The sequence below is a fragment of the Amycolatopsis sp. 505 genome, from assembly GCF_031625235.1.
GTDB lineage: Bacteria > Actinomycetota > Actinomycetes > Mycobacteriales > Pseudonocardiaceae > Amycolatopsis.
Map to the genome: position 1 here is coordinate 534088 of NZ_JACKQP010000002.1, position 25753 is coordinate 559840.

Below are 25753 nucleotides of genomic sequence, written 5' to 3' on the forward strand. Positions count from 1 at the left end.
ACCCATGGTAGGGCTCGACACGCCTACGAACACCCGAAGCGCATACCCGCCTTCGGTCACCGACCTGCTGCCCCGTGTCCGTGAGTTCGCCGCGGACCTGGGCGAGTGCCCCTCCCGGAACCGGATCATGACCGAGTTCAAGGTGGGTGCGCCGAAGGCCCGCGCCATCCTCGCCGCGCTGAACGAGGAGGCCGACACCAAGCCCGTGCGGAAGCTGCACGCGGTGACGGAACCCGCCGAGGTCGAAGAACCGGATCAGGAGTCCGAGATTCCCGAAGAACCGGCCTCGGAGGACGCAGAGCCGCAGGTCAGCGTCACCGCAGACCCGGGCCCGACGCCGGAGAAGGTGCAGGGGATCAAGCTGTGGCCGGTGCTCCTCCTGGCCCTGCCGGCGTTCGTCGCCGTCTGGAGCGGCTGGGTCGGTCTCGGCAGGCTGACCGGGTTCGGCCCGATCCAGCTCCTGCCGGGAATCTGGGACCACCTGACGATCAACTCGGCGATCACACTCCCCATCGGGGTCGAGACCTACGCGGCATTCGCCCTGCGGGTCTGGCTGTCCCCGGCGACCCGGACTCACCGAGTCCGCAGCTTCGCGAAGTGGTCCGCCCTGGGCTCGCTCGTCCTCGGGATGGTCGGCCAGGTCGCCTATCACCTGATGTCCGCGGCGGACGTCGAACGCGCTCCCTGGCCGGTGACCACGCTCGTCTCCTGCCTGCCGGTGGTCGTCCTCGGCTGCGGCGCGGCCCTCGCACACCTCGTACGCGACACCACCGACCAGGAGGTGAACGACTGATGAGCACCACCAACGAACCGCACGGCGGCCGCGTGATCGCGTTCCCCAGCACGACGCCCGTCGAGGCCGAGCCGTTCGTCGCCGACGCCGAGCCTGGCGACGAAACCGCGGAGCAGTTGCCGGCTGTTCCGGTGGACCGCCCGGTCACGGACGGCTCGTCCTGGCTGGACCGCCTCCGCTCGCAGAACCGCCAGGCGATCATTCCCGGCTACCTCAAGTCGACGGCCGACGCGAAGGACGCCGCGAAGTGGGTGGGGAAGCACTACGCGCATAAGGCCGGCTACCACGCAGCCCGGTCACCGCTCTACGCGCTTCGGCTCGTGGTGCGTTCTCCTCGCGGCCTTTTCCTCCTGCTGGCGGCAACCGGCCAGTACGTGACCGACGCCGAGGGGCGTCCGGCCCGCTCGGAGACGGCCACGGCCGACAAGGCGGACCTCTACCTGAAGCTGTCGCAGCAGCGTGACCGGCGAGTCGTGCTCCGGCTGATTCAGCTCGGTCTCGTGTCGACGGTCGGCCTGGTCCTGGTGTTCACGCTGCCGAACGTCTTGCCGGAGTGGGCGATCTGGGCCTGCGGCGCCATTGCGGTAGGACTGCTCGGAAAGCTCGGGTCCACCCGGGACAACCCGGTGGTGTCGTCTCGGGCCGTCCTGTCCACGCAGGTCCAGAAGCTCACGAGTGACAACGTCGTTCAGGCGCTGTCGGTGCTCGGCATCGCGGGCATCAACCAGGCCCTCACCAAGAACCCGAACGCAATTGGGTTCACGGCGCCGATCACTCGCGACGGCCCCGGCTGGCGCGCCGACGTCGACCTTCCGCCGGGCGTCACGGTGTCCGAAGTGGTCGAGCGGCGCGCGAAGCTCGCGTCTGGCCTTGGCCGTCCGCTCGGCTGCGTCTGGCCGGAGGGCAACGCCGAGGTTCACCCCGGGCGGATGGTCCTGTGGGTCGGCGATCAGGACCTGTCCAAGTCGCGACAGGCAACTTGGCCGCTGCGGAAGCCCGGCACCGTGGACCTGTTCAAGCCGCAGCCGTTCGGCACCGACCAGCGCGGCCGGTGGGTGGACATCACGCTGATGTTCATCTCGATGGTCATCGGCGCGATCCCGCGGATGGGCAAGACGTTCACGCTGCGAGAGCTGCTGCTGATCGCCGCGCTGGACCCGAGGGCCGAGCTGCACTCGTTCGACCTCAAGGGAACCGGCGACCTCTCGCCGCTGGCGCCGGTGTCGCACCGGTACCGCGCCGGCGACGAGCCGGAAGACATCGCGTACGCCGTCGCCGATCTGCGGGCGCTCGCCGACGAGCTGCGGCGGCGCGCGAAGGTGATCCGGGAACTGCCGAAGGACCTGTGCCCGGAGAACAAGGTCACGCCGGAGCTGGCCGGCAAGAAGTCCCTTGGCCTGCACCCGATCGTGATCGGTGTCGACGAGTGCCAGAAGTGGTTCGAGCACCCGGAGTATGGCGCGGAGATCGAGGAGGTCTGCACCGACCTCGTGAAGCGTGGCCCGGCGCTGGGGATCGTGATCATCCTGGCGACGCAACGACCGGACGCGAAGAGCATCCCGACGGCGATCAGCGACAACGCGGTGATGCGGTTCTGCCTCAAGGTCACGGGCCAGCAGGCCAACGACATGGTGCTCGGGACCTCGTCGTACCGGAACGGCATCCGGGCCACCACTCTGTCCTTTCGGGACAAGGGCATCGGGTACCTGGCCGGCGAAGGCGACGAGCCGCGCATCACCCGCGGCGTGTACATCGACGGCCCGGACGCGGAGAAGCTCGCGGCCCGCGCACGAACAGCGCGACTGGCGGCCGGACGGCTGACTGGCTACGCCGCTGGCCTCGACCTCACGCCCGAAGAGGACGAGGGCACGAGCACCCTGCTCGCCGACGTGCTGACCGCGATCGGCGACGCCGAGAAGGCATGGTCGGAACGCATCGTCGACCGGCTCGCCGAGCTGCGGCCGGCGGTCTACGGCCCGTGGGCCGAGCTACCGACCGGCGCGGCGAAGGCAACCCAGCTCTCCACCGCGTTGAAGCCGCTCGGGATCACCACAAAGCAGGTGTGGGGCAACGACACCGACACCGGCAAGGGCGCCAACCGGATGGGCGTCAAGCGCGAATGGATCGCCGACGCATTGACCGAGCGTGACCGGAACCGCAAGAGCGGCTAGCTCGCGCAGGGCTCTAGGTCTAGAGCCTCGCCCTCTAGACCTAGAGCCCTCCCTAGACCACCACAACACCGCTGATCAGCGCCCTAGCACCTAGAGGCGCGGGCCGAGTGCGGCCAAAAACAGCCCCGGAGGCTCCGTTGAACCCCCTCAGCAACCCGACCGTCCTGCTCCTGCTCGTTCTCACAATCGTCACTCTCGGCTACTCATGGTCGTGCGCGGTCTACCCCTACAAGCCGTGCCGCTCCTGCCGGGGCTTCGGCAATTTCCGCTCGCCACTGCTCCGCGCGATCCGGCTCTGCCGCCGGTGCGACGGCACCGGTCGCACGCTCCGCGCCGGCCGGCGCGCCTACAACTCCTGTCTCCGCGCCCGCCGGTCGTACCGCGATCTCCGTGACCGCGACCGCCGCGACAACAGCCGCTGACGCGCAGCTCAACCGAAAGGCCACCCCATGAAGACCACATTGCTCGACCCCGAGCGTCAGTTCCTGGGCTGCGTGATGCAGGTCCGGCTGACAGGGGCCCGTCGACTGCTCGCCGGCATGCGCGCCGACGACTTCGGCTCTCCGATCGCCGCCCGCGTCCTCCAGCTGGTCATCGAGCTGACCGGCGCGGGCCACGCACCGACACCGATGGCCGTGATGGACCACGCCCGCGAGCGGACAGCGACCGAACCGCGGTCCGGCGGCGCGCACCGCCTGCACAGCCTCGGCCTCTGGATCGTCGAGACCTACACCGACGGCCCGATCCTGCCGCCGCCGTACTACGGCGCCTGGCTGAAAGCCCTCGTGCTGAAGACCGCCTACCGCCGAGCTGTTCGGGAGCACGCGGCCCGCCTGGTGCAGGCGGTCGAGGACGACTCGCCGACTGACGTTCTCCGCCACCAGCTCGACGACACCGAGCGGCTTGACGACCTGTGGCGGCGCTACCGCGAGGCCGGCGGCGACGACGAGCCGACCGCGCGCCTGGAGGTGGCTGCCTGATGTCCGGATTCGACGACACCCTGTCCGTGATCGACTTCGTCATCTCCGACGAGCCGGCACCCAGCTGCCAGCAGTGCGGCCGGCCACGCGGCGACTCGCCGTCCGGCGACTTCTGCTCGGAGAACTGCCAGCGTGTCTGGCGCGGCCGCCGCATCGCCGCCAAGCCGGCCGAGGACGGCGGCACCCAGCCGAGCGAGTCCCTTCCGGAGGCTGCGCCGGTCATCCCGCTGAGCTGGCTCGGCCCTGCCCCGGCTAGTGCCTTCGCGAAGCCGGGTTACGAGGTCCTCGACGCGGTCGTGACGTTCGTGTCGCGCTTCTCCGCCTTCGCCAACGAGCACGCCGCGCCGACGTTGGCGCTCTGGTACGCGCACACCCACGTGGCCGAGCGACTCTACGTCACGCCGCGCCTGATCCTCGACTCGGCGGAGCCGGGGAGCGGCAAGACACGCGTGCTGGAGGTCGCGCAGTACCTCGTAGCCAAACCGGAGATGACGATCAGCATCACGCCGGCCGCGATCTTCCGGATGCTCGCCGACGGACCGATGACGCTGCTGTTCGACGAGATCGACGCAGTGTTCAACCCGAAGACCGGCGGGAACAACGAGGACCTCCGCGCGCTGCTCAACGCGGGCTACAAGCGCTCGGCGACGGTGACGCGGTGCGTCGGTGACGCCAAGAGCATGAACGTCACGCGGTTCCCGGTCTACGCGCCGGTCGCGCTCGCCGGGATCGCCGGCGGCATGCCGGACACCATCACCACGCGGGCGATCACCGTGCACATGCGCAAGCGCCGGTTCGACGAAATCGTCGAGGAGTTCATCGAAGAGGACGTCGAACGCGAGTCCGCGCCGGTGCGCGCCGAGCTGGCGGAGTGGGTCGGCCGAGTCGGCGACGAGGTGAGCCGCGCACGCCCGGAACGACCGGACGGAGTCCGCGACCGGGCCGCGGAGATCTGGCGGCCGCTGCTGGCCATCGCAGACGCGGCCGGCGGGCACTGGCCGGAGACCGCACGGCGGGCCTGCTGTCACTTCGTGCTCGAAGCGACCGCGCAACCAGCATCAATCGGCGTACGGCTGCTGGCCGACGTCCGTGAAATCTTCACGGTCGAGAACACCGACCGCATGGTCACCGCCGAACTGATCCGCGAACTTCACGCCATCGAAGACGGCCCATGGACCGACCTCCAGGGCAAGCCACTCGACAGTCGCCGCCTGGCGAAGGAACTCGACCGGTACCTGGTCCGCCCGAAGGACCTCAAGGTCAGCGGCAAGACGCTGAAGGGCTACCGCATCGACGGCGACGGCGGTCTGGCCGACGCCTGGAGCCGATATCTCCCGCCGCTCGAAACGGGCGCGACCTCCGCGACCACCGCAACCCCGCAGGTCGGAGCTCGATTAGGCGCCGCGGAGTCATCGACCGCTGCCGCGACCTCCGCAACCGGGGTCGCGGACGGTCGCGGCACCCAACAGCCGCTCACACCTGTACTGACCAGCCCGGTCGCGGACGTCGCGGACGTCGCGCCCGCCAAGCCGGACCACGACACCGAGGGGGATCGATGAACGCCGCACCCATGCCGGTCGCCGTGCCCGAACGGCACCTCTACCGGATCACCGAAGCCATGCGCCTGCTCTCGATGAGCCGCTCGGTCATCTACGAACAGCTTCGCTCGGGGCGCTTGCGCTCGGTCAAGCAGGGACGCGCCCGGCTCGTGCCGGCCGTCGCCATCCAGGAATACGTCGAGCTGCTCATCAAGGAAGCGGAGGTCCGCTATGGCAAGTCGGCGTAGCCGCGGAGACGGCGGGCTCTACTGGGACGAGTCGCGCCAGCGCTGGACCGCAGAGGTCACTGTTGGCTTCCGGCCGAATGGCAAGCGCATCGTGCGGAAGGCACGCGGCAAGACGAAGACGGAAGCCAAGACGAAGCTCAAGGAGCTGCTCAGCGACGTCGAAGAGGGCGCGGTCAACGCGTCGGCCAGCTACACGGTCGCGCAGGCGGTGAACGACTGGCTGGACAGCTACGAACGGGGCGAGCGGGACCCGAACACGGTCAAGGCCGTCCGGTCGCTGGCGAACAACCACATCATCCCGGCGATCGGCGCTCGTCCGCTGGTGAAGCTCGACGTGGACGACGTCGAGGAGTGGCTAGCGGAGAAGGCGGAAGTGCTGGTCACCTCGACCTTGCGCAATCTCCGCTCCATCCTCCGGAGGGCGATCAACCGTGCTCAGGTGCGCAAGCGGGTTCGACACAACGTGGTGTTGCTGTGCGAGGAACTGCCCGCCGGTAAGGGGACTGGCCGGCCGTCGAAGGCACTCACGCTCGCTCAGGCCGAAGCGGTGCTCACCGCGGCGGAGTCGTCGCCGATGCGCGCCTACATCGTCGTGTCGCTGCTGACCGGTGCGCGAACCGAGGAGATGCGGCCGCTGACGTGGGATCACGTGGACCTGGTCGGCAAGCCGGACGCGTCGCCGGCGATCCCGCCAAACGTCAAGGTGTGGCGTTCGGTCCGCGCCAAGGGCGAGACGAAGACGCGGAAGTCCCGGCGCACGCTGGCGCTGCCTGAGCGGGCCGTGAGGGCGCTGGAGGACCACCGGGTGGCCCAGAAGGCGGTAAAGGCCGTCGCGGGCGACGACTGGCGCGAACAGGGCTTGGTCTTCGCGACCAACGTCGGCACCGAGCGGGACGTCAACAACGTCCGGCGAGACTTCCGCCGGGTGATTAAGGCGGCCGGACTCAAGCCGACGCAGTGGACGCCCCGGGAGCTGCGGCACAGCTTCGTCTCGATCCTCTCGGACGGCGGCATGCCGATAGAGGAGATCTCGCGGCTGGTCGGCCACAGCAGCACTGCCGTCACGGAGCTGGTCTACCGGAAGCAGATCCGACCGGTAGTCGAATCGGGCGCAGTCGCGATGGACCGGCTCTTCCCCGCGACGGACGAACCTCCGGAACTTCGTCCGACCACCAATCAGGCGTCTTAGTCCCCGCCTGACGAGCCAGGCCCCGCCCGAGCTGCCGGTGGGGCCTGGCCTCCTGGTCCGGCGTCGGTCACCGTCATCGTCGAGCGAAGTTGATCGAAGTACGCTATGAGCTGCACGAGAAGGCAGCGTGAGCGCGCCAACTCGATCATCAAAGTCGTCACTCGGCGTCAACTGTCGTGTAGCAACCGGGGAACCTGCAGCGACGTTGTGTCTATGACGTCAGTGAATCAGCGGTATGGAGGTGATTGCAGTGTCCAACGTCGTGCAGTACGCGGTGGATGACGAGACCGTGGTGCGATTCGAGATCGACCCGCCTCCCGGATTCCGGCCAGCCGGGGCCGAGGAAATAGCCGGCCGGATCCGCGACGCCGTCGCGCCCGCGGTCGAAGCAGCCAGGGTGGTCCTGGACAAGGTGCGCCAGGCACGCCCGGACGAGGTCAAGCTGAAGTTCGGCATCAAGGTCGGTGGTGGCGCTACCTGGCTGATCGCGAAAACCTCACTCGAGAGCAATTTCGAGGTCGAGATGATCTGGCGACCCGAGCCTGACGCTGAAGAGGAGCCAGCCAGCGACACTCCGGGCGCATCACCGGCAGCGCCGACGGCAGGTGCGTAGGTCCATCGGGATGAACAGCGATCCGGTATTGCCGTCCCGGTCTTGGGTTGTGGCTGTGCATCTGACGCTCGAAGATCTCGGCCCAGCCGGGACCGGGGTGGTCCTCGACGAGCGGCGGGTGCTGACTTCGGCGCACGTGATACCGGCGAGCGAGCATGGGCGCGCCGGGTTGTGTGTGGCGTTCCCGTTTGCGGAATCAGAGGCGATGCTGAACCGGGTGCGCGTCCGGGAGGTCCGTCGGGCCGCAGCTCCGCAGGCGGACATGGCTGTGCTGCACCTGGATTCTCCGATTCCGGCGGGTGTGGCGGTCGCGCGGTTGCGCTGCCCACCTGCTGACGCGTTGAAGGGACTGCGGTGGGAGGCCGTCGGGTTCCCCGGCGGGCAGTGGCAGGGCAGTGTCGCGCATGGTGAGTTCGGGCCGGGCTTGGGGTATGGGTGGGTAAGGCTGGATACCCAGTCCCGTTATCCGATCGATCAGGGGTTCAGCGGTGGCGGGTTGTGGTGCCCAGACTATGAGTCCGTCGTCGCCATGGTCGGCACGGCCGAGGCCGGGGGCGACGGCCAGGGGCTGACGTTGTTCCACGCTGACCGGTTCGCTCCGGAGGAGCAGATCCAGGTACTGACCGAGTGGAGTATCCGGGCCAGCGATGAGGCGGCTCAGCAGGCGTGGGGCTGGCACTGGAGTCTGGGCAGGGACCGAGAGGCTGACCGGCACTGGCGGCCCCGTGCCCGCGGGGTCATGTCAGCCGCGGAGCAGGGGAACCGGTTCCGCGGCCGGGTGCAGGCGCTGCGCGAGATCGTCAACTGGCTGACCGGCCCGGACCATGACCCGGCGATCCTGATCGTGACCGGGAGGCCGGGCGCAGGAAAGTCGGCTGTCCTCGGGCGCATTGTCGTAACCGCCGCCGGCGACATCGAAGACGGGGAGCCCGGAGCTTCGGAGGACGGCCAGGTGCTGGCTCCGAAAGGCTCGGTGGATTGCGCCGTCCACGTCAAGAGTAAAACGGCGTTGGAAGTAGCCCGCGAGATCGCCCGCGCGGCCTCTGCTCCACTCCCACAAGAACCGGCTGACCTCCCCGCCCTGCTGGCCACAGCGACCGCGGATCGCACAGACAGGTTCGCCTTGGTCGTGGACGCGCTCGACGAAGCCGACGATCCCGAGCAGGCCCGCGCGATCATTCGGGACGTCCTGCTTCCGATCACGGCCGGACACGGCCCTGCGCAGACGAAGATCCTCGTGGGAACCCGCCGCTTCGTCGGGGAGGAGGATCTGCTGCAGTTGTTCGGGTCGCGGGTCCCGGTGATCGATCTCGACGAGCCCAACTATTTCGAGCTGGACGACCTGGCCGCCTGTGCGCAGGCCACGCTGCAACTGCGTGGGGCGGAGCGTCCGGGAAACCCGTACCAGTCCGACGCCGTCGCCGTTCCAGTGGCGCGCCGGATCGCTGCACTAGCCGAACGGAACTTCCTGGTTGCCAGCCTGGTCGCCCGCACACATGGTCTGTACGACGAGTACCCGATTCCGGTCGAGCAGATCCGCTTCACTCCGGATGTCCGCGAGGCCCTCGCCGGATTTCTCCAGCACCTCCCGGCCGTCGACGGGCTGTCTGCGGAAGATCTGCTGGCTGCGCTGGCATACATCGACGCGCCCGGCGTGCCGGTCGGCGTGTGGCGCGCAGCGCTGCAGGCTCTGCTGGGCCGCGCTCCGGACGAGCGCCAGATGCGGGAGTTCGCGCAGACCTCGGCCGCGAACTTCCTGGTAGAGAGCAGCCGGTCCTACGATCCGGTGTATCGCTTGTTCCACCAAGCACTGAACGAAACACTCGCCAAGCGCCCCTCGTCCGCCGCCGATGAGGCCGCGATCGCACGAGCGTTTATCGACTACGGCCGGCAACGCGGATGGCGCGCCGCGCCCCGATACCTGCGCCAGTCCCTGCCCGCCCACGCTGCGCGGGCCGGGGTGATCGACGAGTTGCTGACCGACGTGGACTACACCCTGCATGCCGACCTGCGCCGGCTGATCCCGGCCACGGCCGCAGGTACTTCCACGTCCCGCGCCCAGCAAGCTGTGAGCTTGCTGCACCGCACTCCCGCAGCGATCGACGCGGACCCAGCGCACCGGCTGGCGCTTTTCTCCGTTACGGAGGCGCTGGACGAACTCGACCTCGGCTACCGCCAACATGTCGGCGCGGCCCCATACCGCGGGATATGGGCCCACGTGAGGCCCCGCACTGAACGCTCCATCCTCACCGGCCACACAGGTTCGGTGCGCGGGGTGTGTGCGGTGCGGGTGGACGGCCGCGACCTACTCGCCTCCGCCGGCGCCGATGAGACGGTGCGGATCTGGGACCCGACCACCGGCACCGAAGTCCACCAGCTGACCGGCCACACAGCTTCGGTGCACGGGGTGTGTGCGGTGCGGGTGGACGGCCGCGACCTACTCGCCTCCGCCGGCGCCGATGAGACGGTGCGGATCTGGGACCCGACCACCGGCACCGAAGTCCACCAGCTGACCGGCCACACAGCTTCGGTGCACGGGGTGTGTGCGGTGCGGGTGGACGGCCGCGACCTACTCGCCTCCGCCGGCGCCGATGAGACGGTGCGGATCTGGGACCCGACCACCGGCACCGAAGTCCACCAGCTGACCGGCCACACCGCTTCGGTGCACGGGGTGTGTGCGGTGCGGGTGGACGGCCGCGACCTACTCGCCAGCGCCGGCGCCGATGAGACGGTGCGGATCTGGGACCCGACCACCGGCACCGAAGTCCACCAGCTGACCGGCCACACAGCTTCGGTGCACGGGGTGTGTGCGGTGCGGGTGGACGGCCGCGACCTACTCGCCTCCGCCAGCGCCGATGGGACGGTGCGGATCTGGGACCCGACCACCGGCACCGAAGTCCACCAGCTGACCGGCCACACAGGCTGGGTAACCGGGGTGTGTGCGGTGCGGGTGGACGGCCGCGACCTACTCGCCTCCGCCAGCGCCGATCGGACCGTGCGGATCTGGGACCCCGCCACCGGGACTATGGTCCGTAAGCTAGCTCGTCGCTGGTTCCGGCGCCGTGTCGGCCACGTGGACTGGGTCCGCGGGGTGTGTGCGGTGCGGGTGGACGGCCGCGACCTACTCGCCTCCGCCAGCGACGATAAGACGGTGCGGATCTGGGACCCGACCACCGGCACCGAAGTCCGCCAGCTGACCGGCCACACGGACTGGGTCCGCGGGATCAGTGCGGTGCGAGTGGACGGCCGCGACCTACTCACCTCCGCCAGCGACGATGAGACGGTGCGGATCTGGGACCCCGCCACCGGCACCGAAGTCCGCCGCCCGACCGGCCACGCGAACTGGGTAACCGGGGTGTGTGCGGTGCGGGTGGACGGCCGCGACCTACTCGCCGGCGCCGGCGCCGACGGGACGGTGCGGATCTGGGACCCGACCACCGGCACCGAAGTCCGCCAGCTGACCGGCCACACGGGCTCGGTCAGCGGGATCAGTGCGCTGCGGGTGGACGGCCGTGACCTACTCGCCTCCGCCAGCGCCGATGCGACGGTGCGGATCTGGGACCCGATCACCGGCACCCAGCTTGTGAACATCCCCGCCTACGCCGAAGCCGCAACTGTCAATGCAATCGATGGGCGCGTGGTCGTCGGGTTAAGCACAGGTCTCCTCGCGATTGAGCTAAATCTGGCTTTGCGGGCACCTGAGCAGCTTTGACGGAAACCGCGGCGGACCCCGCCGCCGAGAACCCGGCTACCCGTACCGACGTCACCGAGCTCGCTCGGCGTCTCCATCACCCCGAGCCGGGCGGCTTCGCCGCGCACCCCGGTCGAGTCGGGCGCGATCGCGACGGACCCGATCTTCCCCCGCGACGGGTGACCTGCGGATCTTTCTTCTCTCACCAACCAGGTGTCTTAGTCACCCACTTAGTCACCCACCACACGAGTCAGGCCCCATCCGAGGACTCTCGGATGGGGCCTGACCTGCGGAGCCGCCTAGGGGAATCGAACCCCTGACCTATTCATTACGAGTGAATCGCTCTGGCCGACTGAGCTAAGGCGGCGTGTCGCCGGCTTCCGCTGGCGACGTCGACAAGTGTAGCGGAAGCTGTGCGCGTCACTTTCCGGGGGGATCGTCGTTAAGGCCCTATGACGCCGGTCTCACTCCCCGGCCGACCCCACTTGGAGGCTCTGGCACATGCGGCGAAGACTGCCCCGCTCGGCGGCCCTGCCGGCGGCTGCTGCGTTGCTCCTGCTCAGCGCGGCGCCGGCGATGGCCGACCCGACCTATCCGACGACGCCGATTCCGCAGCCGGCGCATCCGGGGCAGGCGCCCATTTCCGCGCCGATCGGGCCGCAGCCGCTGGGGCAGGCCGTAGGGGACGCCGGGACCGCTCTCGGGATCATCCGGCTGCTGCCCAACGCCGTGCCGACCAGCACCATCCTCCCCGGGTTCGGGCAGACGCTGCCGAAGCAGTCCGCGCTCGAGGCCGGGATGGGCCTGTCGAGCGCGTCGGCGAACTCGGATGCCTACCTGAGCTACGAGAAGGCCATCGCGCAGGCGTCGCCGTTCGGGCTGTCCATCGGCGGGAACGCGCCGCAGACGCCGGGCAGCGTCGTGCAGACCGCCTTGCCCGACAACCCGCAGCCGATCACCGGTGGCCTCAACGCGCCGCCGAACCCGCTGCTGAACGTGGGCCTGCTCAACGGGAGCGCGCACGCGCGGTGGAGCGACTCGCTCGGCCCGTGCGTCGACACCATCGCCGACGCCAGCACGTCGGTGGCCAGCCTGTCGCTGCTGAACGTCGTGCCGTCGATGCCGAACCTCGGCCTGGACGCGCTGAAGCCGAAGCTCGACCCCAGCTCGCTGGCGAGCGGGTTCGACCTGACCAAGGGCCTGCAGAGCCTCGGCGGCCTGCTGCAGGGCGGCGGGCAGACGGCCGCGGACGGCAACGGTTCACTGCTGAGCCTGCCGAACACGCTGTCGTCGCGGTCGCAGGTGAAGCTGGTCGACATCCCGGGGTCGAAGAACAAGGCCGTGCAGTCGACGTCGACGCTGCAGGCCGCGGACATCGAGATCCTCAAGGGCACGCCGCTGGCACTGAGCATCAAGGTCGCCAGCCAGCCGACGCTCGAGGTGACCTCCACCGGCGACGCGAAGACGTCCAAGGTCGAGTACACCGCGCCGGTGCTGACCATCGCCGCCGGCGGGAAGACGCTCTACACCCTCGACGCGGCGCACCCGACCAAGGACATCCCGATCGGGCTGCCGCTGAAGCCGCTGAGCGACCAGTTCGGCAAGCTCAAGGACCTGCCCGTTGTCGGCGGTCTCCTGGCGCCTCTCGAAGGTCCGGTCCAGCAGGTCGGCAACACCGCGGGCACCGTGCTCGACCTCGGCGTGCTGCGGTTGAGCATCGCCGGGCTGGACCAGAAGTCGGCGAACATGACCACGCCGTTCAAGGGGTTCCAGCTGGGCGCGTCGGCGCGGATGTTCGACCTGCAGCTGCTGCCGACGACCAAGCTCAAGAGCCTGCTGCCCGACGACCAGGCGAAGAACCTGCCGTCGTCGCTGGCCCAGCTGTCGCTCGGCGAGCAGATCGCCCGGGCGTACGCGCCCACCGGCGGCGTGATCTGCGGGACGGCGTCGACGCCGCCGCCCGCGGGTGGTGAGGCGCCGAAGGGGCCGGTGAAGAACCTGGCCTACACCGGCGGCGCGTACGACACCGTGCCGCTGTTCTGGACGGGCACCGCGATGCTGCTGCTCGGCGTGGTCATGGTGGCCGCGATGCCGGGCGGACGGCGGCGCCCGCTGGCCGTGGCCGTCGAAGAGAAGCCGTTCAAACCCTCGCCGCGTCCGCGCGAGTGACCCGAGGGGTGTGAAGGAGCCCCGCCAGGTACGCCTGGCGGGGCTCCTTCGTGTTCAGCCCTGGCGAAGCGTCGTGACCATCGCCTCGACGGCGATGCGCGGCTTCACGTTCAGTTCGATCGCCTCGCGGCACTCCAGCACCGCTTCGAGCCGGCGCAACGTCGACTCCGTCGTCCACGCCGACGCTGCTTCGCGGATCTGGTCGGCGTGGTCCGGGTGGTTGAGCGTCGCGCCGGAGCGGGTCGCCGTCACCAGGACGTCGCGGTAGAAGCCGGCCAGGTCGACCAGCGCGAGGTCGAGCGTGTCGCGCTGGGTGCGGGTCGCGCGGGACTTCTGCTTCTTCTCCAGCTGCTTGACCGCGGCTTCGGCGGCTCGCTTGGCGCCCGCGACGCCCTTGCCGACGCCGTCGCCGCCCATCGCTGTCCGCAGCTCGTTGCGCTCGTCCTCGTCGCGGGCCTTGCTGGCCTCGCCCGCGTCCGCCTCGGCCGCGCTGATCAGCTGGTCGGCGCAGGTGAAGACGTCGCCCATCCGGCGGAGGCCGAGCGGGATCCTCAGCACCGTGGCCCGGCGCTGCCGCGCGGCCTCGTCCGTGGCGAGCCGGCGCGCGCGGCCGACGTGGCCGCCGCACACGGATGCGGCCCACTGCGCGCGCTCGACGTCGACGTGGTCGCGGCGCATCAGCACGTCCGCGATCGCCTCCGGGGGCGGCGTCCGAAGCGTCACCAGGCGGCAGCGCGAGCGGATCGTCACCGAGACGTCTTCGGGGTGGTCCGACGGCGCGCAGAGCAGGAACACCGTGCGGTCCGGCGGCTCCTCGACGGCCTTCAGCAGGGCGTTCGACGCGCCTTCGGTGAGCCTGTCCGCGTCCTCGATGATCACGACCTGCCAGTTGCCGGTCGTCGGGCGCCGCGCCGCGGCCTGGACCAGCGCGCGCATCTCGGCGACCGAGATCGACAGGCCTTCCGGCACCACGAGCCGGACGTCGGCGTGCGTGCCCGCCATCGTCGTGTGGCAGCCGGGGCAGGCGTCGCAGCCGGTGCCGGTGCTGCATTGCAGGGCCGCGGCGAACGTCCGCGCGGCCACCGAACGGCCGGAGCCGGGCGGGCCGGTGAGCAGCCAGGCGTGCGTCATCGCGCCGGGTGGCGCCGGTTCGCCGGCGATGATCTTGGCGGCCGCCGAAGCGGCCGCGCTCAGCGTTTCGACCGCGGGTTCCTGGCCGACCAGCTGGTTCCAGACGCCGATGCGTTCGGTCGTCGTCACTTCGCCTCCACGCGAGGCTCTTCCGGGGTCTCGACGGGCAGGGTTTCCAGCGGGAGCGTCACCGGCTTCTCCGTCGTCGGCGCCAGCGCGGCCAGCCGTCCGACGAACACGGCGCGCAGCGCGGTGCGGATGCGCTCGGCGACCTCGACGTCGGAGCCGTCGGCGTCGATCACGACGTACCGGTCCGGGTCGGCCGCGGCCATTTCGGTGAGCAGGTGCTGGACGCGCCACTGGTCGTTCATCGCGGCCGACTTGTCGCGCGGCGCCCCTGTCGGGGCAGCGTCCAGGAGGATGGTCAGGTCCGGGCGCAGGCGGCCGGTCGCCCAGTCGGCGAGGCCTTCGAGCTCGTCGCTGTCGAGCCCGGCGACGGCGGACAGGTGCGCCAGCGGCGAGTCGACGAACCGCTCCATCACGACCACCGAACCGGCGTCCAGCGCCGGCTGGACGTGCCGCTCCACGATGTCGGCCCGCACCGCCGCGGCGGCCAGCGCCTGGGCCCGCGCCCCGGTGAGCGAGGCGCCGGAGACGAGCGCGGTGAGCCGCTGGTCGTCGAGCGCCGGATCCGCGGCGACGACGACCGGCCGGGTGCCGCCGCGCATCCAGTCGGCGAGGTTGACGGCCTGGATAGCGGTGTTGATCGCGGTGGTTCCCTCGACGGCGATGAGGAAGCCGTTGACCCGCCGTGGCGTGCGGCGCAGCGCGTTACGCAGGTCGGCGAGGATCGGCTCGGTGCGCTTGTCGTCCATCTGCCGGTAAGCGAAGAGGCCGGCTACCAGGGCGATCGCGGCGCCGCCGAGCATCACCGGGCGCGTGCCGTCGATGGTCAGCGGGTTGCCCCAAACGGTGATCGTGTGCCGCTGCACCGCGCCGACGAGCAGCGGCACGGTGACCGTGGTGCCGAACAGAACCAGCTTCATCATCAGCTGGTAGATCGCGTTGATCCGGCCGCGGATAGCGTCCTCGACGCGCGAGCCGATGATGGTCACGCCGGTGAGGAACGCCGTGCCGGCGCAGACGCCGACCAGCACCACGGCGATCAGCGAGACGGTCAGGTGCGGGGACAGCGCCACGAAGCCGAGCGAGATCGCGGCCGCGACGATCGAGAGGCCGAACAGGCGGTCATGCGGGAGCCGGCGGGCGAGCTTGGGCGCGAAGACCATGCCGGTGGCGAGGCCGAGGAAGACGGCGAGGACGAGCAGGCTGAACGCGGAGTCACCGGCCCCCAGGCTGGAGGAGTACGGCTTGGCCGAGCCGATCACGGCGCCACCGGCGACGAACGCGCCGAACGCGCCGACGAGCAGCCCGCGCACGAGCGGCGTGCTGCGGATGAACCGGAAGCCGTCGGCGATCATCGCGCCGATGCCGAGCTTTTCCTCGTCGGCCTGCTTGACCTTCTGCTCCGGCAGCGCATGGACGTTGCGCAGCGAGAGCTCGGGGATCCGCGTGGCAATGAGGATCGCGCTGGCCAAGTAGAGCAGGCCGGTGATGATGACGACCAGCTTGGCGATGTTGAGGCTCGGGTCGCCGGGGAACAGGTGGAACGTCGTGTTGACGCCGGTGATGACCGCGTTCGCGCCGGCCGCGGTGATGACGGCGAGGCCGTAGGTCATCACCATGCCGAGCTGGTTGGCCGTCTCGACCTGGTCGGGCCGGCGGAGCAGGTTCGGGACCGCGGCCTCTTTCGAGGGGATCCACATGCTGGAGGCGCAGCCGACGAGGAAGTTGCCGGCGAGCAGCCACCAGGGCGCGCTGACGATCGCGATGGACAGCAGGAAACCGCACCGCAGCAGGTCGGCGACGACCATGACCTTGCGGCGGTCGAACCGGTCCGCGAGCAGCCCGCCGACCGGGGCGAACAGCAGCCCCGGGGCCAGGCCGGTCAGGACGACGCCGACGAAGGCGAAGTTCTGCGCGAAGTAGTTGTCAGTGAGCTTCGTGGCCAGGCCGGTGAGGGCCAGGATGTTCAGCCAGTCGGCCACGCTGCACAGGTACGTGACGCCCCAGAGGCGCCGGAACGGTTTGATCGCCAGTACCCGCCGGACCCGGTTGATCGTGGACGCCTCGGCGCCCGACGACGCACCCGGGCCGGCCCCGGGTACCGATCGCACGCCCTCGCTGATACGCCCACCCCACTAGTCACCGCGGTGCCGGGAGGGACCCGACCGTGAAGCCAGGGTAGCCCGATCGGCGTCTGGCGCGCGGGACGGCCCCGTGGTGCGAGGCGGGCGAGAGCGCTAGTCGAACAGCCCCGTCACGCTGCTGACCAGGCTCGAAACCATCTCGATGGCGACGAAACCGAACACGATCAGCAAGGCGACGGCGAGCATGACACCGGCCGCGCTCGACGACGGCCGGTTGAACGCCGGCATCGACACCGAGGGCATCCGCGGCAGCCGCCGCCGCTTGACGGGCACGAGCTCGACGTCATCGACGTCTTCATCGGCCAGCGGCTCCTGCCGCACGGGCCGCATGATCTGCGGCGGCCTGGTCGGCCAGGTGCGCCGCCGCGTCCGCTGCCTCGGGAGCAGGCCCAACGGCTGGCCCTGGTTCAAGGTCCCGGCCGGCGGGATCGCCTCGGGCGCCTTGTCCTCGCGGAGCGTCTCCTCGACCATCCGCCGCACGGCTTCCTCGTCCGGCTGCACCGGCCCAGCCACCGGGATGGCGATGGGCTCTTGGCCATTCGGGACCGCGGTGCGCGGCTCGGGCGACGCCGTGACCAGCCCGGAGACCGGGTCCGCGAACATCTCGCCAGGTGTTTCGGACAGTGTGCCGTCGCGCTGAGTGAGCTCGGGGGCATTGAAGAAGGGAGCCTCACCGTTCGCGCTCATGGTGACCACCTCACTACTGAATGTCCTCGCCTTTCCAGGGTAGCGACGCAGGCGGATAACGCATCCGCCCAATGGCTCTGTCTCCAGTGGATGGTCGGTCACGCAGCGCAAGCCCGCACCCGAACCTCCTGAAGTGTCCAGTCCGACGGTCACCAGGTCGACCGCTGTTGGTGACAGATCGTAGTGAAACGGGTCACAGTGGCGGGTTGGGGTGGGGTGGCCAGGGCTGGCCTTACCTGCGGCCTTTGTTCAGGACGTCTCCTCCTGTCCGAGGTCGATCATCTTGCGGCACCAGTCGCGAAGCATGCCGCGGCTGAAGGGGCTCAGGACGAGCTGGCGGCGGCCCTCTCCTCGGTCGAGCGCGGCCAGGGCGAAGCGGCCCAGGTCGGTGTCGACCAGGACGAAACCGTGGTCCGGGAACTCTGCGCACAGGCCTCCGAAGGCGAGCATGTCCAGGACCGCCGTTCCCGATCTCGGGCGGGCCAGCAGCTCTCGCATTGCTCCTACATCGTCGTCTTGGCCGTCGTGGACCAGGCCGTCGTCGTCGACCGAGACCCAGATTGCTCGCGGGGAAGCGCCGAACGGGACGTCCGGTAATTCGGCCACCAGCATCTCCGGCAGTTCCTCGAAGTCGGCCAGGTGGATCGCCGTACGGCCGGGGAGCGAGCCCATCATGAAGGCGCGCTCACCGTCGGCGTAGCAGCGGATGTCCGCCGTTTCCGGACCGTCGTCGAACACGCCGCACAGGGCTGCGCGGACCGAGCCGCGCAGCATCAGCGAGACGACTTCGAAGCCGATCTCGTTGAGCTCGCCGTTCGCGCCGAACGGGGTGCCGTCGATCCAGGCGGCCCAGGCCATGTGGCGCTCGACCTCGGCCACCAGGTCCGCCGGGTCGTCCGACACCGGGCCGTGGACCAGGATGTCGTGGTCGCTGACGTCCGGGTTGTAGAGCCGGTCGACCGGCTCGCGGTCCGGCATTGCCGCCAGCACCGGGCCGGCCGCCAGCTCGAGCAGCTCCCGGGCCGCTGTGCGCTCAGCCATGCCGCCGCCTCTCGCTTGCATCCGGACCGGGCCTGGCAGCCGAGCCGGGTGAGCGGGCCGCGCCACGCGCGTCAGCCGAACGACGTGCGTCAGCCGAGCCAGCCACGCCACCTGAGCGGCCTCCGCCAGCCGACCTGACCTGGCGACCCGTGCCACCGGCGGCAGCCTGGTGGCCCGGGCCGCTTGGGGTGGGCGGGGTTGGGGCTGGGTCGGCTGAGGGGCGGGGCTCTGGGATGCCGCTGTTCAGCTCGGCTGCCGCGAGGATTGCCTCCCGGACCGTCAGGTCCTTCGAGGCCGCAGCTACCACCCTGTCCACTCCCTCGCCTGCCGTCTTTCGGACCTCCCCTTGCTCACGCATGGCTCTGCACCGCCTCGACGATCCACTGCTCCGCCGTTCTCCGCGAGGCTGGGCCCCACGTCACCGTCCAGCGGCCGCTTCTGGCCACCGCGGCGCTGAACTGGTAGCGGCCCAGGTCGTTGTCCACCAGGCCGAATGCGCCGTGCGGGTACTCGGCCAGGATGGCGTTGCGCACGGCCAGGTCGACCAGGACCGTGCCCAGCCTCGGCCGGGCCGCGGACTGGCGGATCTGTTCGACCGCCCTCTCGCAGTGTCGCGGGATCAGGCCGCGCTCGTCCGTCTCGATGCGCAGGTGCTCGCCCGGCCCCGGTGCGCGGTCGGGCAGGCCGTCGAACACCCAGCCCGGCAGCTCGCTGAGGAAACCCGACCGCAGGCGCGCGCGGTTGCCCAGCTTGTGCAGGACCGTCGTGTAGTCCTCGTCGCCGAAGAAACGGACCTCCCACGGCTTCGCCCGCGCCGGGAAGACCCCGGTGACCACGCCGCGGATGAAGCCGCCGCGCAGCGCCCGGTACAGACCGACCGCCTCCGCCGTCACCTCGCCGCCCGGGGCGAGGCCGATCGCGGCCATCCCCGCCACGAAACGCGTGTACTGCTCCACCTCGTCCGCGAGGCTTGACGCGGGCGCGGAGCGACGCCCCGGCAGCGGTCCGGTGTCCGCCAGCACCGGCGGGATCTCGAACTCGGGGTCGTAGAACTCCATCACCGAGGGCCGCTCCGGCACCTCGGCCGACAGCGGGGCGATGACCTCGTCGATGACGTCGAAGACGGCGACTGCGTTGCTCACCCCTCGATTGAACACCCTGGCACCGACAATTTCTCGCACATATGTTCGAGAGGGTGACATCGGTCGGTGAGCGGTCGGCGAGCGGCTCAGCCATGCTCCGGCACCCGCCCTTCGACGAACTCGGCGAGCCTCTCCACGGTCCCGGGCAGCCACCAGAGCCGGCGGTGGCCGCCCTTGGGTCTGCTCAAGGCCGCGAGGTGCCGGCCGCGGTCGTCGTCGACGAACGCCAGCATCTCCCACTGCGGCGGTGAGCCGTCGCGGTGGATGTCGAACTGGACGGTGCCACGCCGGGTCCGCCGCAGATCGTCCATCAGATCCAGGACGAGGCACTCCTGCTCGGGTTCGAGGACGCCGCGCTCGTCGGCGTCGAGGTACAGCCCCTCGCCCGGCACCGGCGGCAGCGGCGGCAGGCGCGTCAACGCCAGCCGCAGCAGCTTCGCGACGCCGCCCGGCGAGGGCCCGGACAGGCTCAACCCGTCCCCGGCGACGCCGAACGCGGTCCGGTCGTCGAAGAACGCCGAGGTCCACGGTTCGTCGGACATCGCGACGGCCACGCCGCAGACGCCGCCGCTGCCCGGAAACTCGGGCAGCGCCTCCATCAGGTCCAGGGCGGTAGAACTGCCGGCGGCCGCCGCCCGGACCGGCTTCAGGATCTTGGTGGTCACCGTGTGCACGGTGCGTGGTGTGCTGGTCACGCGTTCATGAAACCCGGGACCACCGACAATTTCCCGAACATCCGTTCGAGGTGTCACCTGAAGGTGTGACGCCGAGGGCCTCCCCAGCAGAGGAGGCCCTCGGGTCTTACTTGGCCTTCGTCGCGGTCGAGCTCGAGCGCTTGGCCGTGGTCGCCTTCTTGGTCGTGCCCGCCTTGACCGTCTTCGCCGTCGTCGAAGCCGGCTTGCGCGCGGGCGCCTTCCGCTTCGGCGCCGGCCCCTTGGCCCGCTTCTCCGCCAGCAGCTCGGCCGCCCGTTCCGCGGTCAGCGACTCGATCTCGTCGCCCTTCCGCAGCGTCGCGTTGTATTCGCCATCGGTCACGTACGGGCCGAAGCGGCCGTCCTTGACCACCATCGGCTTACCCGACACCGGGTCGTCGCCGAGCTCCTTGAGCGGCGGCTTCGCGGTGGCGGACCGGCCACGCTGCTTCGGCTCCGAGTAGATCTTCAGCGCCTCTTCGAGCGTGATCGAGAAGAGCTGGTCCTCGGTCGAGAGCGAACGCGAGTCCGTGCCCTTCTTCAGGTACGGCCCGTAGCGCCCGTTCTGCGCCGTGATCTCGTCGCCGGACTCCGGGTCCTTGCCGACCACGCGCGGCAGCGAGAGCAGCTTCAGCGCGTCGTCCAGCGTGATGGTCTCGATGTCCATCGACTTGAACAGCGAGCCCGTCCGCGGCTTCGGCGCCTTCGCCTTCAGCGCCTTCTTCTGCGCGGCCGTGGCATCCTCGGGGATCTCGATCTCCGGCAGCACCTCGGTCACGTACGGCCCGAAGCGGCCTTCCTTCGCGACGATGTCGTGCCCGCTCACCGGGTCGGTGCCCAGCGTGCGGCCCTCCTGCGGGGTCGCGAACAGCTTCTCCGCGATCTCCTGCGTCAGCTCGTCCGGCGGCAGGTCCTCGGGCAGGTTCGCGCGCTGCGACTCGCCGTTGACCTCGCGCTCCAGGTACGGCCCGTAGCGCCCGACGCGGACCACGACCGTGTGCCCGTCGGCGTCGCTGAACAGCGGGATCGAGTTGATCTCCCGCGCGTCGATGTCCTCGACGCTGCCCTCGACCAGCTTCTTGAGCCCGCCCAGGCGGCCGATCGAGCCGTCCACGCCCATGTCGCCGCCGAAGTAGAACTTCGACAGCCACTGCGCACGCTGCTCGTCACCGGCCGCGATGCGGTCGAGCTCGTCCTCCATGCCGGCGGTGAAGTCGTAGTCGACCAGCCGCTCGAAGTGCCGTTCCATCAGGCCGATCACGGCGAACGCGACCCACGACGGGACGAGCGCGGAGCCCTTCTTCCAGACGTAACCGCGGTCCTGGATCGTCTTGATGATCGACGCGTACGTCGACGGGCGGCCGATGCCCAGCTCTTCCAGCTTGCTGACCAGGCTCGGCTCCGAGTACCGCGCCGGCGGCGAGGTGGTGTGGCCGTCCGGGTTCAGCTCGGACGCCGTCAGCGCCTGGTCCTTCTCCAGCACCGGCAGGCGGCTCTGCTTGTCGTCGGCTTCGCCACCGGTCTCGGTGTCCACCGCTTCGACGTACGCCTTCAGGAAGCCCGCGAAGGTGATCGTGCGGCCCGAAGCGGCGAAGGTGCACTCCTCGCCCGAGGTCGCGTTGCCGACGATGCGCACGGACATCGTCGTGCCCTTGGCGTCCGCCATCTGCGACGCGATCGTGCGCTGCCAGATCATCTCGTAGAGCCGGAACTCGTCGGTGTCCAGCTCGCCCGCGACCTGGCCCGGCGTGCGGAAGACCTCGCCCGACGGGCGGATCGCCTCGTGGGCCTCCTGCGCGTTCTTGACCTTGCGCGTGTACTGGCGCGGCGTCGGCGAGACGTACTCCTTGCCGTACAGCTGCGTGGCCTGGCTGCGCGCGGCCGAGATCGCCGACTCCGACAGCGTCGTGGAGTCGGTACGCATATAGGTGATGTAGCCGTTCTCGTACAGCTTCTGCGCGATCCGCATGGTGCGCTCGGAGGTGAACCGCATCTTGCGGCCGGCCTCCTGCTGCAGCGTCGACGTCATGAAGGGCGCGTACGGCTTGCGCGTGTACGGCTTCTCCTCGACGCTCGCGACCTTGAAGTCACGCTGCTTCAGCGCTTCGGCCAGGCGCCGCGCGTCGGCCTCCGCGAGCACGCGGACCTCGGTGTTCGACGCCTTGAGCTGCCCGTCCGAGCCGAAGTCGCGGCCGGTGGCCAGGCGCGCGCCGTCGACGGCGACCAGGCGCGCCGGGAAGTTCCGCGGCGAAGCCTCTTCACCGGCGTCCATGGTCGCCGAGATGTCCCAGTACGACGCCGAGGTGAAGCGCATCCGCTCGCGTTCGCGCTCGACCACGATCCGGGTCGCCACCGACTGCACGCGGCCCGCCGACAGCTTCGGCATGACCTTCTTCCACAGCACCGGCGAGACCTCGTAGCCGTAGAGGCGGTCGAGGATGCGGCGGGTCTCCTGCGCGTCGACGAGGTCGGCGTCGAGCTCACGCGTCGAGTCGGCGGCCGCGCGGATGGCCTGCTCGGTGACCTCGTGGAAGACCATCCGGCGGACCGGGACCTTCGGCTTGAGCGTCTCGAGGAGGTGCCACGCGATGGCCTCGCCCTCGCGGTCGGGGTCCGTGGCGAGGTAGAGCTCGTCGACGTCCTTCAGCAGACCCTTGAGCTCGGTGACCTTGGATTTCTTGTCCGGGGTCACCACGTAGAGGGCCTTGAAGCCGTTGTCGACGTCGACGCCGAGCCGCGCCCACGCCTCGCCCTTGTACTGGGCGGGGACGTCGGCGGCACCGCGCGGCAGGTCGCGGATGTGCCCGACGGAGGACTCGACGACGTACCCGCCGCCGAGGTAGGGCGCGATCTTGCGGGCCTTCGTCGGCGACTCGACGATGACCAGCCGCCGGTGCCCGGCGCCGTTGCCCGCCGCGGCTCCGTTCTTCTTGGTCCGTGCTCCTGCCACGCTGTCCTGCTCTCCGCTCATCTCGTCCCGCCGCCGCGGGACTGCACCACGTCCCTGCCAGGGCCCGTGTCTCGACCTGCCAGTGTGCACGCTGTTCCCGGCCGGACGGCGCGGAGGTGGCCCAACACGCCGCCGGTCCTGTGCCCAGCGCATCGCCGCTGACCTCGACGATGTTTCCCCAAGTTACCTGCCACGTGATTTCGGCCACGTCCCGCGCAGCCTAGCGCGTGACCGTCCGGATACCCTCCGTTCGACGGTGGTGGGCGCAGGGATGTCACCGCTTCACTGGTTTCCCCGTCCAGCCGAAAGGACCCGCCATGACCCGACGCCTGCTCGGCGCCCTGTTCACCGCCGCGACCGCCACAGTATTGCTGGGGGTCACACCGGCGAACGCGGCCGCGGCGAACTTCGCCGGCACCGTGGCCCTGTCCAACTGCTCGGGATCGGTGGTCAAGCCCGCCGCGACGCCCGACACCGCGCCCGCGCTCGTGATGTCGAACGGCCACTGCCTCGAAACCGGTTTCCCGGCGCCGGGCCAGGTGATCACCAACCGCACCTCCAGCCGGACGTTCACGCTGCTCACCGCCAGCGGCAGCAACAAGGCGACGCTCCGGGCCAAGAAGATCGTCTACGGCACGATGACCGACACCGACGTGTCGCTCTACCAGCTCACCACCACCTACGCGCAGATCAAGGCGAGCTACGGGATCTCGCCGCTGGAACTGTCGAACGCCCACCCGTCGGCCGGTGCCGCGATCGACGTCGTCTCGGGGTACTGGAAGCGCATCTACTCCTGCAACATCGACGGGTTCGTCTACCGGTTGAAGGAGGGCAGCTGGACCTGGAAGGACTCGATCCGCTACACGTCCGCCTGCCAGACCATCGGCGGGACCTCCGGTTCGCCCATCATCTCCGGCGGCAAGGTCGTCGGCGTGAACAACACCGGCAACGAGGACGGCGAGCGCTGCACGGACAACAACCCGTGCGAGGTCGACCAGGCCGGGAACGTCACCGTGCACTACAAGACGAACTACGGCCAGGAGACCTACGGCATTCCCGCGTGCCTGACCCCGGCCAACGAAATCGCGCTCACCCAGGCCGGCTGCACGCTGCCCCGGCCCTGACGCGGCCCCCGCACCCGGTCAGGCCGTGCTCGTGACGGCCTCCGGGTGCGGGACCGGTTGCGGGGCCGCGCCCGGCCACGCCGCTTCGGCGCCGGGCGGCGGCTCCCCGATCAGCTCCAGCAGCGCCTCCAGCCGGCGTTTCCCGGTGACTTTGACGGCCGGGACGTCGGCCTTCGGACCGGTGAGCTTCGCCGCGACGCCCAACGGCGTCAGCGCTTCGACCAGCCGCTCGTGCATGCCGGGCGCGAGCGGGTCGACGCCCAGCAGGTAACCCTGCGTGCCGGGGCGGCCGCCGGCCAGCGCCCACATCCGCAGCATCGCGCCACTCAGCCGGAACCCGTCCGGCACCGCCTTGCCCGAGTCGTCCTCGACCGGCCCCGCGCAGCCCTCACGCAGCCACCGCAGCGCCAGCGGCAGCAGATCGACCCGGAACGACGTGCGGACCTGCGGACGGCCGCAGTCGGCCTTCGAGACCTGGGCGTCCGCACCGCGGCAGCGGAACTCGCCGGCCAGGACGTGCGCGCGCCACGGCTCTTCGACGACCACCGAGAGCCGGGCGGCGGTGCGCCCGAAGCCGGTGATCTGGCCGTGGCAGCACAACAGGCCGGCCAGGTCGCCCAGGCCCGGCCCGCTGGCCTCGGCGGAGAAGAGCGAGATCGTCCGATCCACCGCGCCATACTAGAACACAAGTTCGATTCGCGGCAGGTCTCGCGCGGATCTTCAGCCGGCAGGCTGATCCAGCCGGCGGCAGGCCGGGGTGCGCTGTTGCGCCGCGGCGAGGGCGGGGACGTCGTCGAGGCCCTTGAGGTAGTCGAGCGCGTCGATGCGGTCGAGCGTCGCCCTGGCCTGGCCGAGGGCCTCCTTCGTCGCCGCGGCGTTCCCGCGGGCCGCCTCGATGCGGTGCCGCGCGTTCTCGGCCTCCGCGCGGATCGCGGTGAACTGCCCGATGACGTCCTGGCGCCCGCCGTCCGCCGACGGCAGCGGCGGCGCTCCGAGCGCGTTCAGCCCGGCCAGGCTCTGGTCGAGCCCGTCGACGACCGAGGCGAGGAGGTCACTGGACGTCCGGGACGCCTTCTGCGGCGTACTGGGGTCGACGGCCGGCAGTGACGCGAGCGCGCCGACCAGGTGCGTCACCGCGTCGCAGTAGCCGCTCGCCCAGTTCGCCACCGGATCGGGCCGCGGCGACGGCGTCGTCACCGGAAGGTCCTGGTCACGTGGCGGCGCCTGCACTTCGGCGGGCTGCCCGCACCCGGCGAGACCGATGGCGATCGTCGTGGTGAGAGCGGCGAAAACGGTCGTCCGCTGCCGCACTCGCGTACCTCCT

Annotated in this window: 19 protein-coding genes and 1 tRNA gene; 10 read left to right on the forward strand and 10 right to left on the reverse strand. The window is 70.2% G+C overall.

The window, feature by feature from the left end; translation table 11 throughout:
* Positions 1 to 127: 127 nt before the first annotated feature.
* The 8 genes from H5965_RS09555 (at position 128) to H5965_RS09590 (ending at position 11244) form a co-directional block, all read left to right on the forward strand.
* Complete coding sequence (locus tag H5965_RS09555; protein WP_310969115.1) at positions 128 to 793, forward strand: ABC transporter permease; 666 nt, start codon at positions 128 to 130, stop codon at positions 791 to 793.
* Positions 793 to 2964, forward strand: coding sequence for an FtsK/SpoIIIE domain-containing protein (locus H5965_RS09560; protein WP_310969116.1), 2172 nt, complete (start codon positions 793 to 795; stop codon positions 2962 to 2964). The genes H5965_RS09555 and H5965_RS09560 overlap by 1 nt, the downstream gene beginning before the upstream one ends.
* A 449-nt stretch (positions 2965 to 3413) precedes the next feature.
* On the forward strand, positions 3414 to 3944 hold the full coding sequence (locus H5965_RS09565; RefSeq protein ID WP_310969117.1) for a hypothetical protein: 531 nt from the start codon (positions 3414 to 3416) through the stop codon (positions 3942 to 3944).
* The gene (locus H5965_RS09570; protein WP_310969118.1) at positions 3944 to 5503 is read left to right on the forward strand and encodes a DUF3631 domain-containing protein; all 1560 of its coding nucleotides are present in this window, start codon (positions 3944 to 3946) and stop codon (positions 5501 to 5503) included. Before H5965_RS09565 ends, H5965_RS09570 begins: the two co-directional genes overlap by 1 nt.
* Positions 5500 to 5730 carry a helix-turn-helix domain-containing protein gene (locus H5965_RS09575; RefSeq protein ID WP_310969120.1) on the forward strand — a complete coding sequence of 77 codons (231 nt, stop codon included), beginning with the start codon at positions 5500 to 5502 and terminating at the stop codon, positions 5728 to 5730. Before H5965_RS09570 ends, H5965_RS09575 begins: the two co-directional genes overlap by 4 nt.
* Positions 5714 to 6919, forward strand: a complete 1206-nt coding sequence (locus H5965_RS09580) for a site-specific integrase (RefSeq protein ID WP_310969122.1) — start codon at positions 5714 to 5716, stop codon at positions 6917 to 6919. Before H5965_RS09575 ends, H5965_RS09580 begins: the two co-directional genes overlap by 17 nt.
* Positions 6920 to 7169: 250 nt before the next feature.
* The gene (locus H5965_RS09585; protein ID WP_310969124.1) at positions 7170 to 7532 is read left to right on the forward strand and encodes a CU044_2847 family protein; all 363 of its coding nucleotides are present in this window, start codon (positions 7170 to 7172) and stop codon (positions 7530 to 7532) included.
* A 10-nt stretch (positions 7533 to 7542) separates the two neighbouring features.
* Complete coding sequence (locus H5965_RS09590) at positions 7543 to 11244, forward strand: trypsin-like peptidase domain-containing protein (RefSeq protein ID WP_310969125.1); 3702 nt, start codon at positions 7543 to 7545, stop codon at positions 11242 to 11244.
* 272 nt (positions 11245 to 11516) lie between these two features.
* On the opposite strand, the gene H5965_RS09595 is transcribed toward H5965_RS09590, so the two are convergent.
* Positions 11517 to 11590 (reverse strand) — tRNA-Thr (locus tag H5965_RS09595).
* Between the two features lie 134 nt (positions 11591 to 11724).
* On the opposite strand from H5965_RS09595, the gene H5965_RS09600 reads away from it, so the two are divergent.
* Positions 11725 to 13392, forward strand: coding sequence for a hypothetical protein (locus tag H5965_RS09600; RefSeq protein ID WP_310969126.1), 1668 nt, complete (start codon positions 11725 to 11727; stop codon positions 13390 to 13392).
* Between the two features lie 54 nt (positions 13393 to 13446).
* Here the strand turns inward: H5965_RS09600 and H5965_RS09605 are convergent, their stop codons facing one another.
* The 7 genes from H5965_RS09605 to topA form a co-directional block, all read right to left on the reverse strand.
* The gene (locus tag H5965_RS09605; protein ID WP_310969127.1) at positions 13447 to 14652 is read right to left on the reverse strand and encodes a DNA polymerase III subunit delta'; all 1206 of its coding nucleotides are present in this window, start codon (positions 14650 to 14652) and stop codon (positions 13447 to 13449) included.
* Positions 14649 to 16760 (reverse strand): dTMP kinase, encoded by a 2112-nt coding sequence (locus H5965_RS09610; RefSeq protein ID WP_310969129.1) that lies wholly within the window; start codon positions 16758 to 16760, stop codon positions 14649 to 14651. The genes H5965_RS09605 and H5965_RS09610 overlap by 4 nt, the downstream gene beginning before the upstream one ends.
* A 126-nt stretch (positions 16761 to 16886) precedes the next feature.
* Positions 16887 to 17633 carry a hypothetical protein gene (locus H5965_RS09615; RefSeq protein WP_310969131.1) on the reverse strand — a complete coding sequence of 249 codons (747 nt, stop codon included), beginning with the start codon at positions 17631 to 17633 and terminating at the stop codon, positions 16887 to 16889.
* Positions 17634 to 17729: 96 nt separating this feature from the next.
* Complete coding sequence (locus H5965_RS09620) at positions 17730 to 18521, reverse strand: hypothetical protein (RefSeq protein WP_310969132.1); 792 nt, start codon at positions 18519 to 18521, stop codon at positions 17730 to 17732.
* A gap of 350 nt (positions 18522 to 18871) precedes the next feature.
* Positions 18872 to 19663 carry an ESX secretion-associated protein EspG gene (locus H5965_RS09625; protein WP_310969134.1) on the reverse strand — a complete coding sequence of 264 codons (792 nt, stop codon included), beginning with the start codon at positions 19661 to 19663 and terminating at the stop codon, positions 18872 to 18874.
* An 86-nt stretch (positions 19664 to 19749) separates the two neighbouring features.
* Positions 19750 to 20358, reverse strand: coding sequence for a hypothetical protein (locus H5965_RS09630; protein WP_310969136.1), 609 nt, complete (start codon positions 20356 to 20358; stop codon positions 19750 to 19752).
* A gap of 106 nt (positions 20359 to 20464) precedes the next feature.
* Entirely contained in the window at positions 20465 to 23326 is a 2862-nt protein-coding gene (gene topA / locus H5965_RS09635) for a type I DNA topoisomerase (protein ID WP_310969138.1), read from the reverse strand.
* Positions 23327 to 23622: 296 nt separating this feature from the next.
* Between topA and H5965_RS09640 the strand changes: the two genes are divergently transcribed.
* A complete protein-coding gene (locus H5965_RS09640; RefSeq protein WP_310969139.1) occupies positions 23623 to 24429 on the forward strand; it encodes a serine protease in 807 nt (268 codons plus the stop codon).
* Between the two features lie 18 nt (positions 24430 to 24447).
* Here the strand turns inward: H5965_RS09640 and H5965_RS09645 are convergent, their stop codons facing one another.
* On the reverse strand, positions 24448 to 25098 hold the full coding sequence (locus tag H5965_RS09645; RefSeq protein ID WP_310969141.1) for a hypothetical protein: 651 nt from the start codon (positions 25096 to 25098) through the stop codon (positions 24448 to 24450).
* A 51-nt stretch (positions 25099 to 25149) separates the two neighbouring features.
* Positions 25150 to 25740 (reverse strand): hypothetical protein, encoded by a 591-nt coding sequence (locus tag H5965_RS09650; RefSeq protein ID WP_310969142.1) that lies wholly within the window; start codon positions 25738 to 25740, stop codon positions 25150 to 25152.
* Positions 25741 to 25753: the final 13 nt, after the last annotated feature.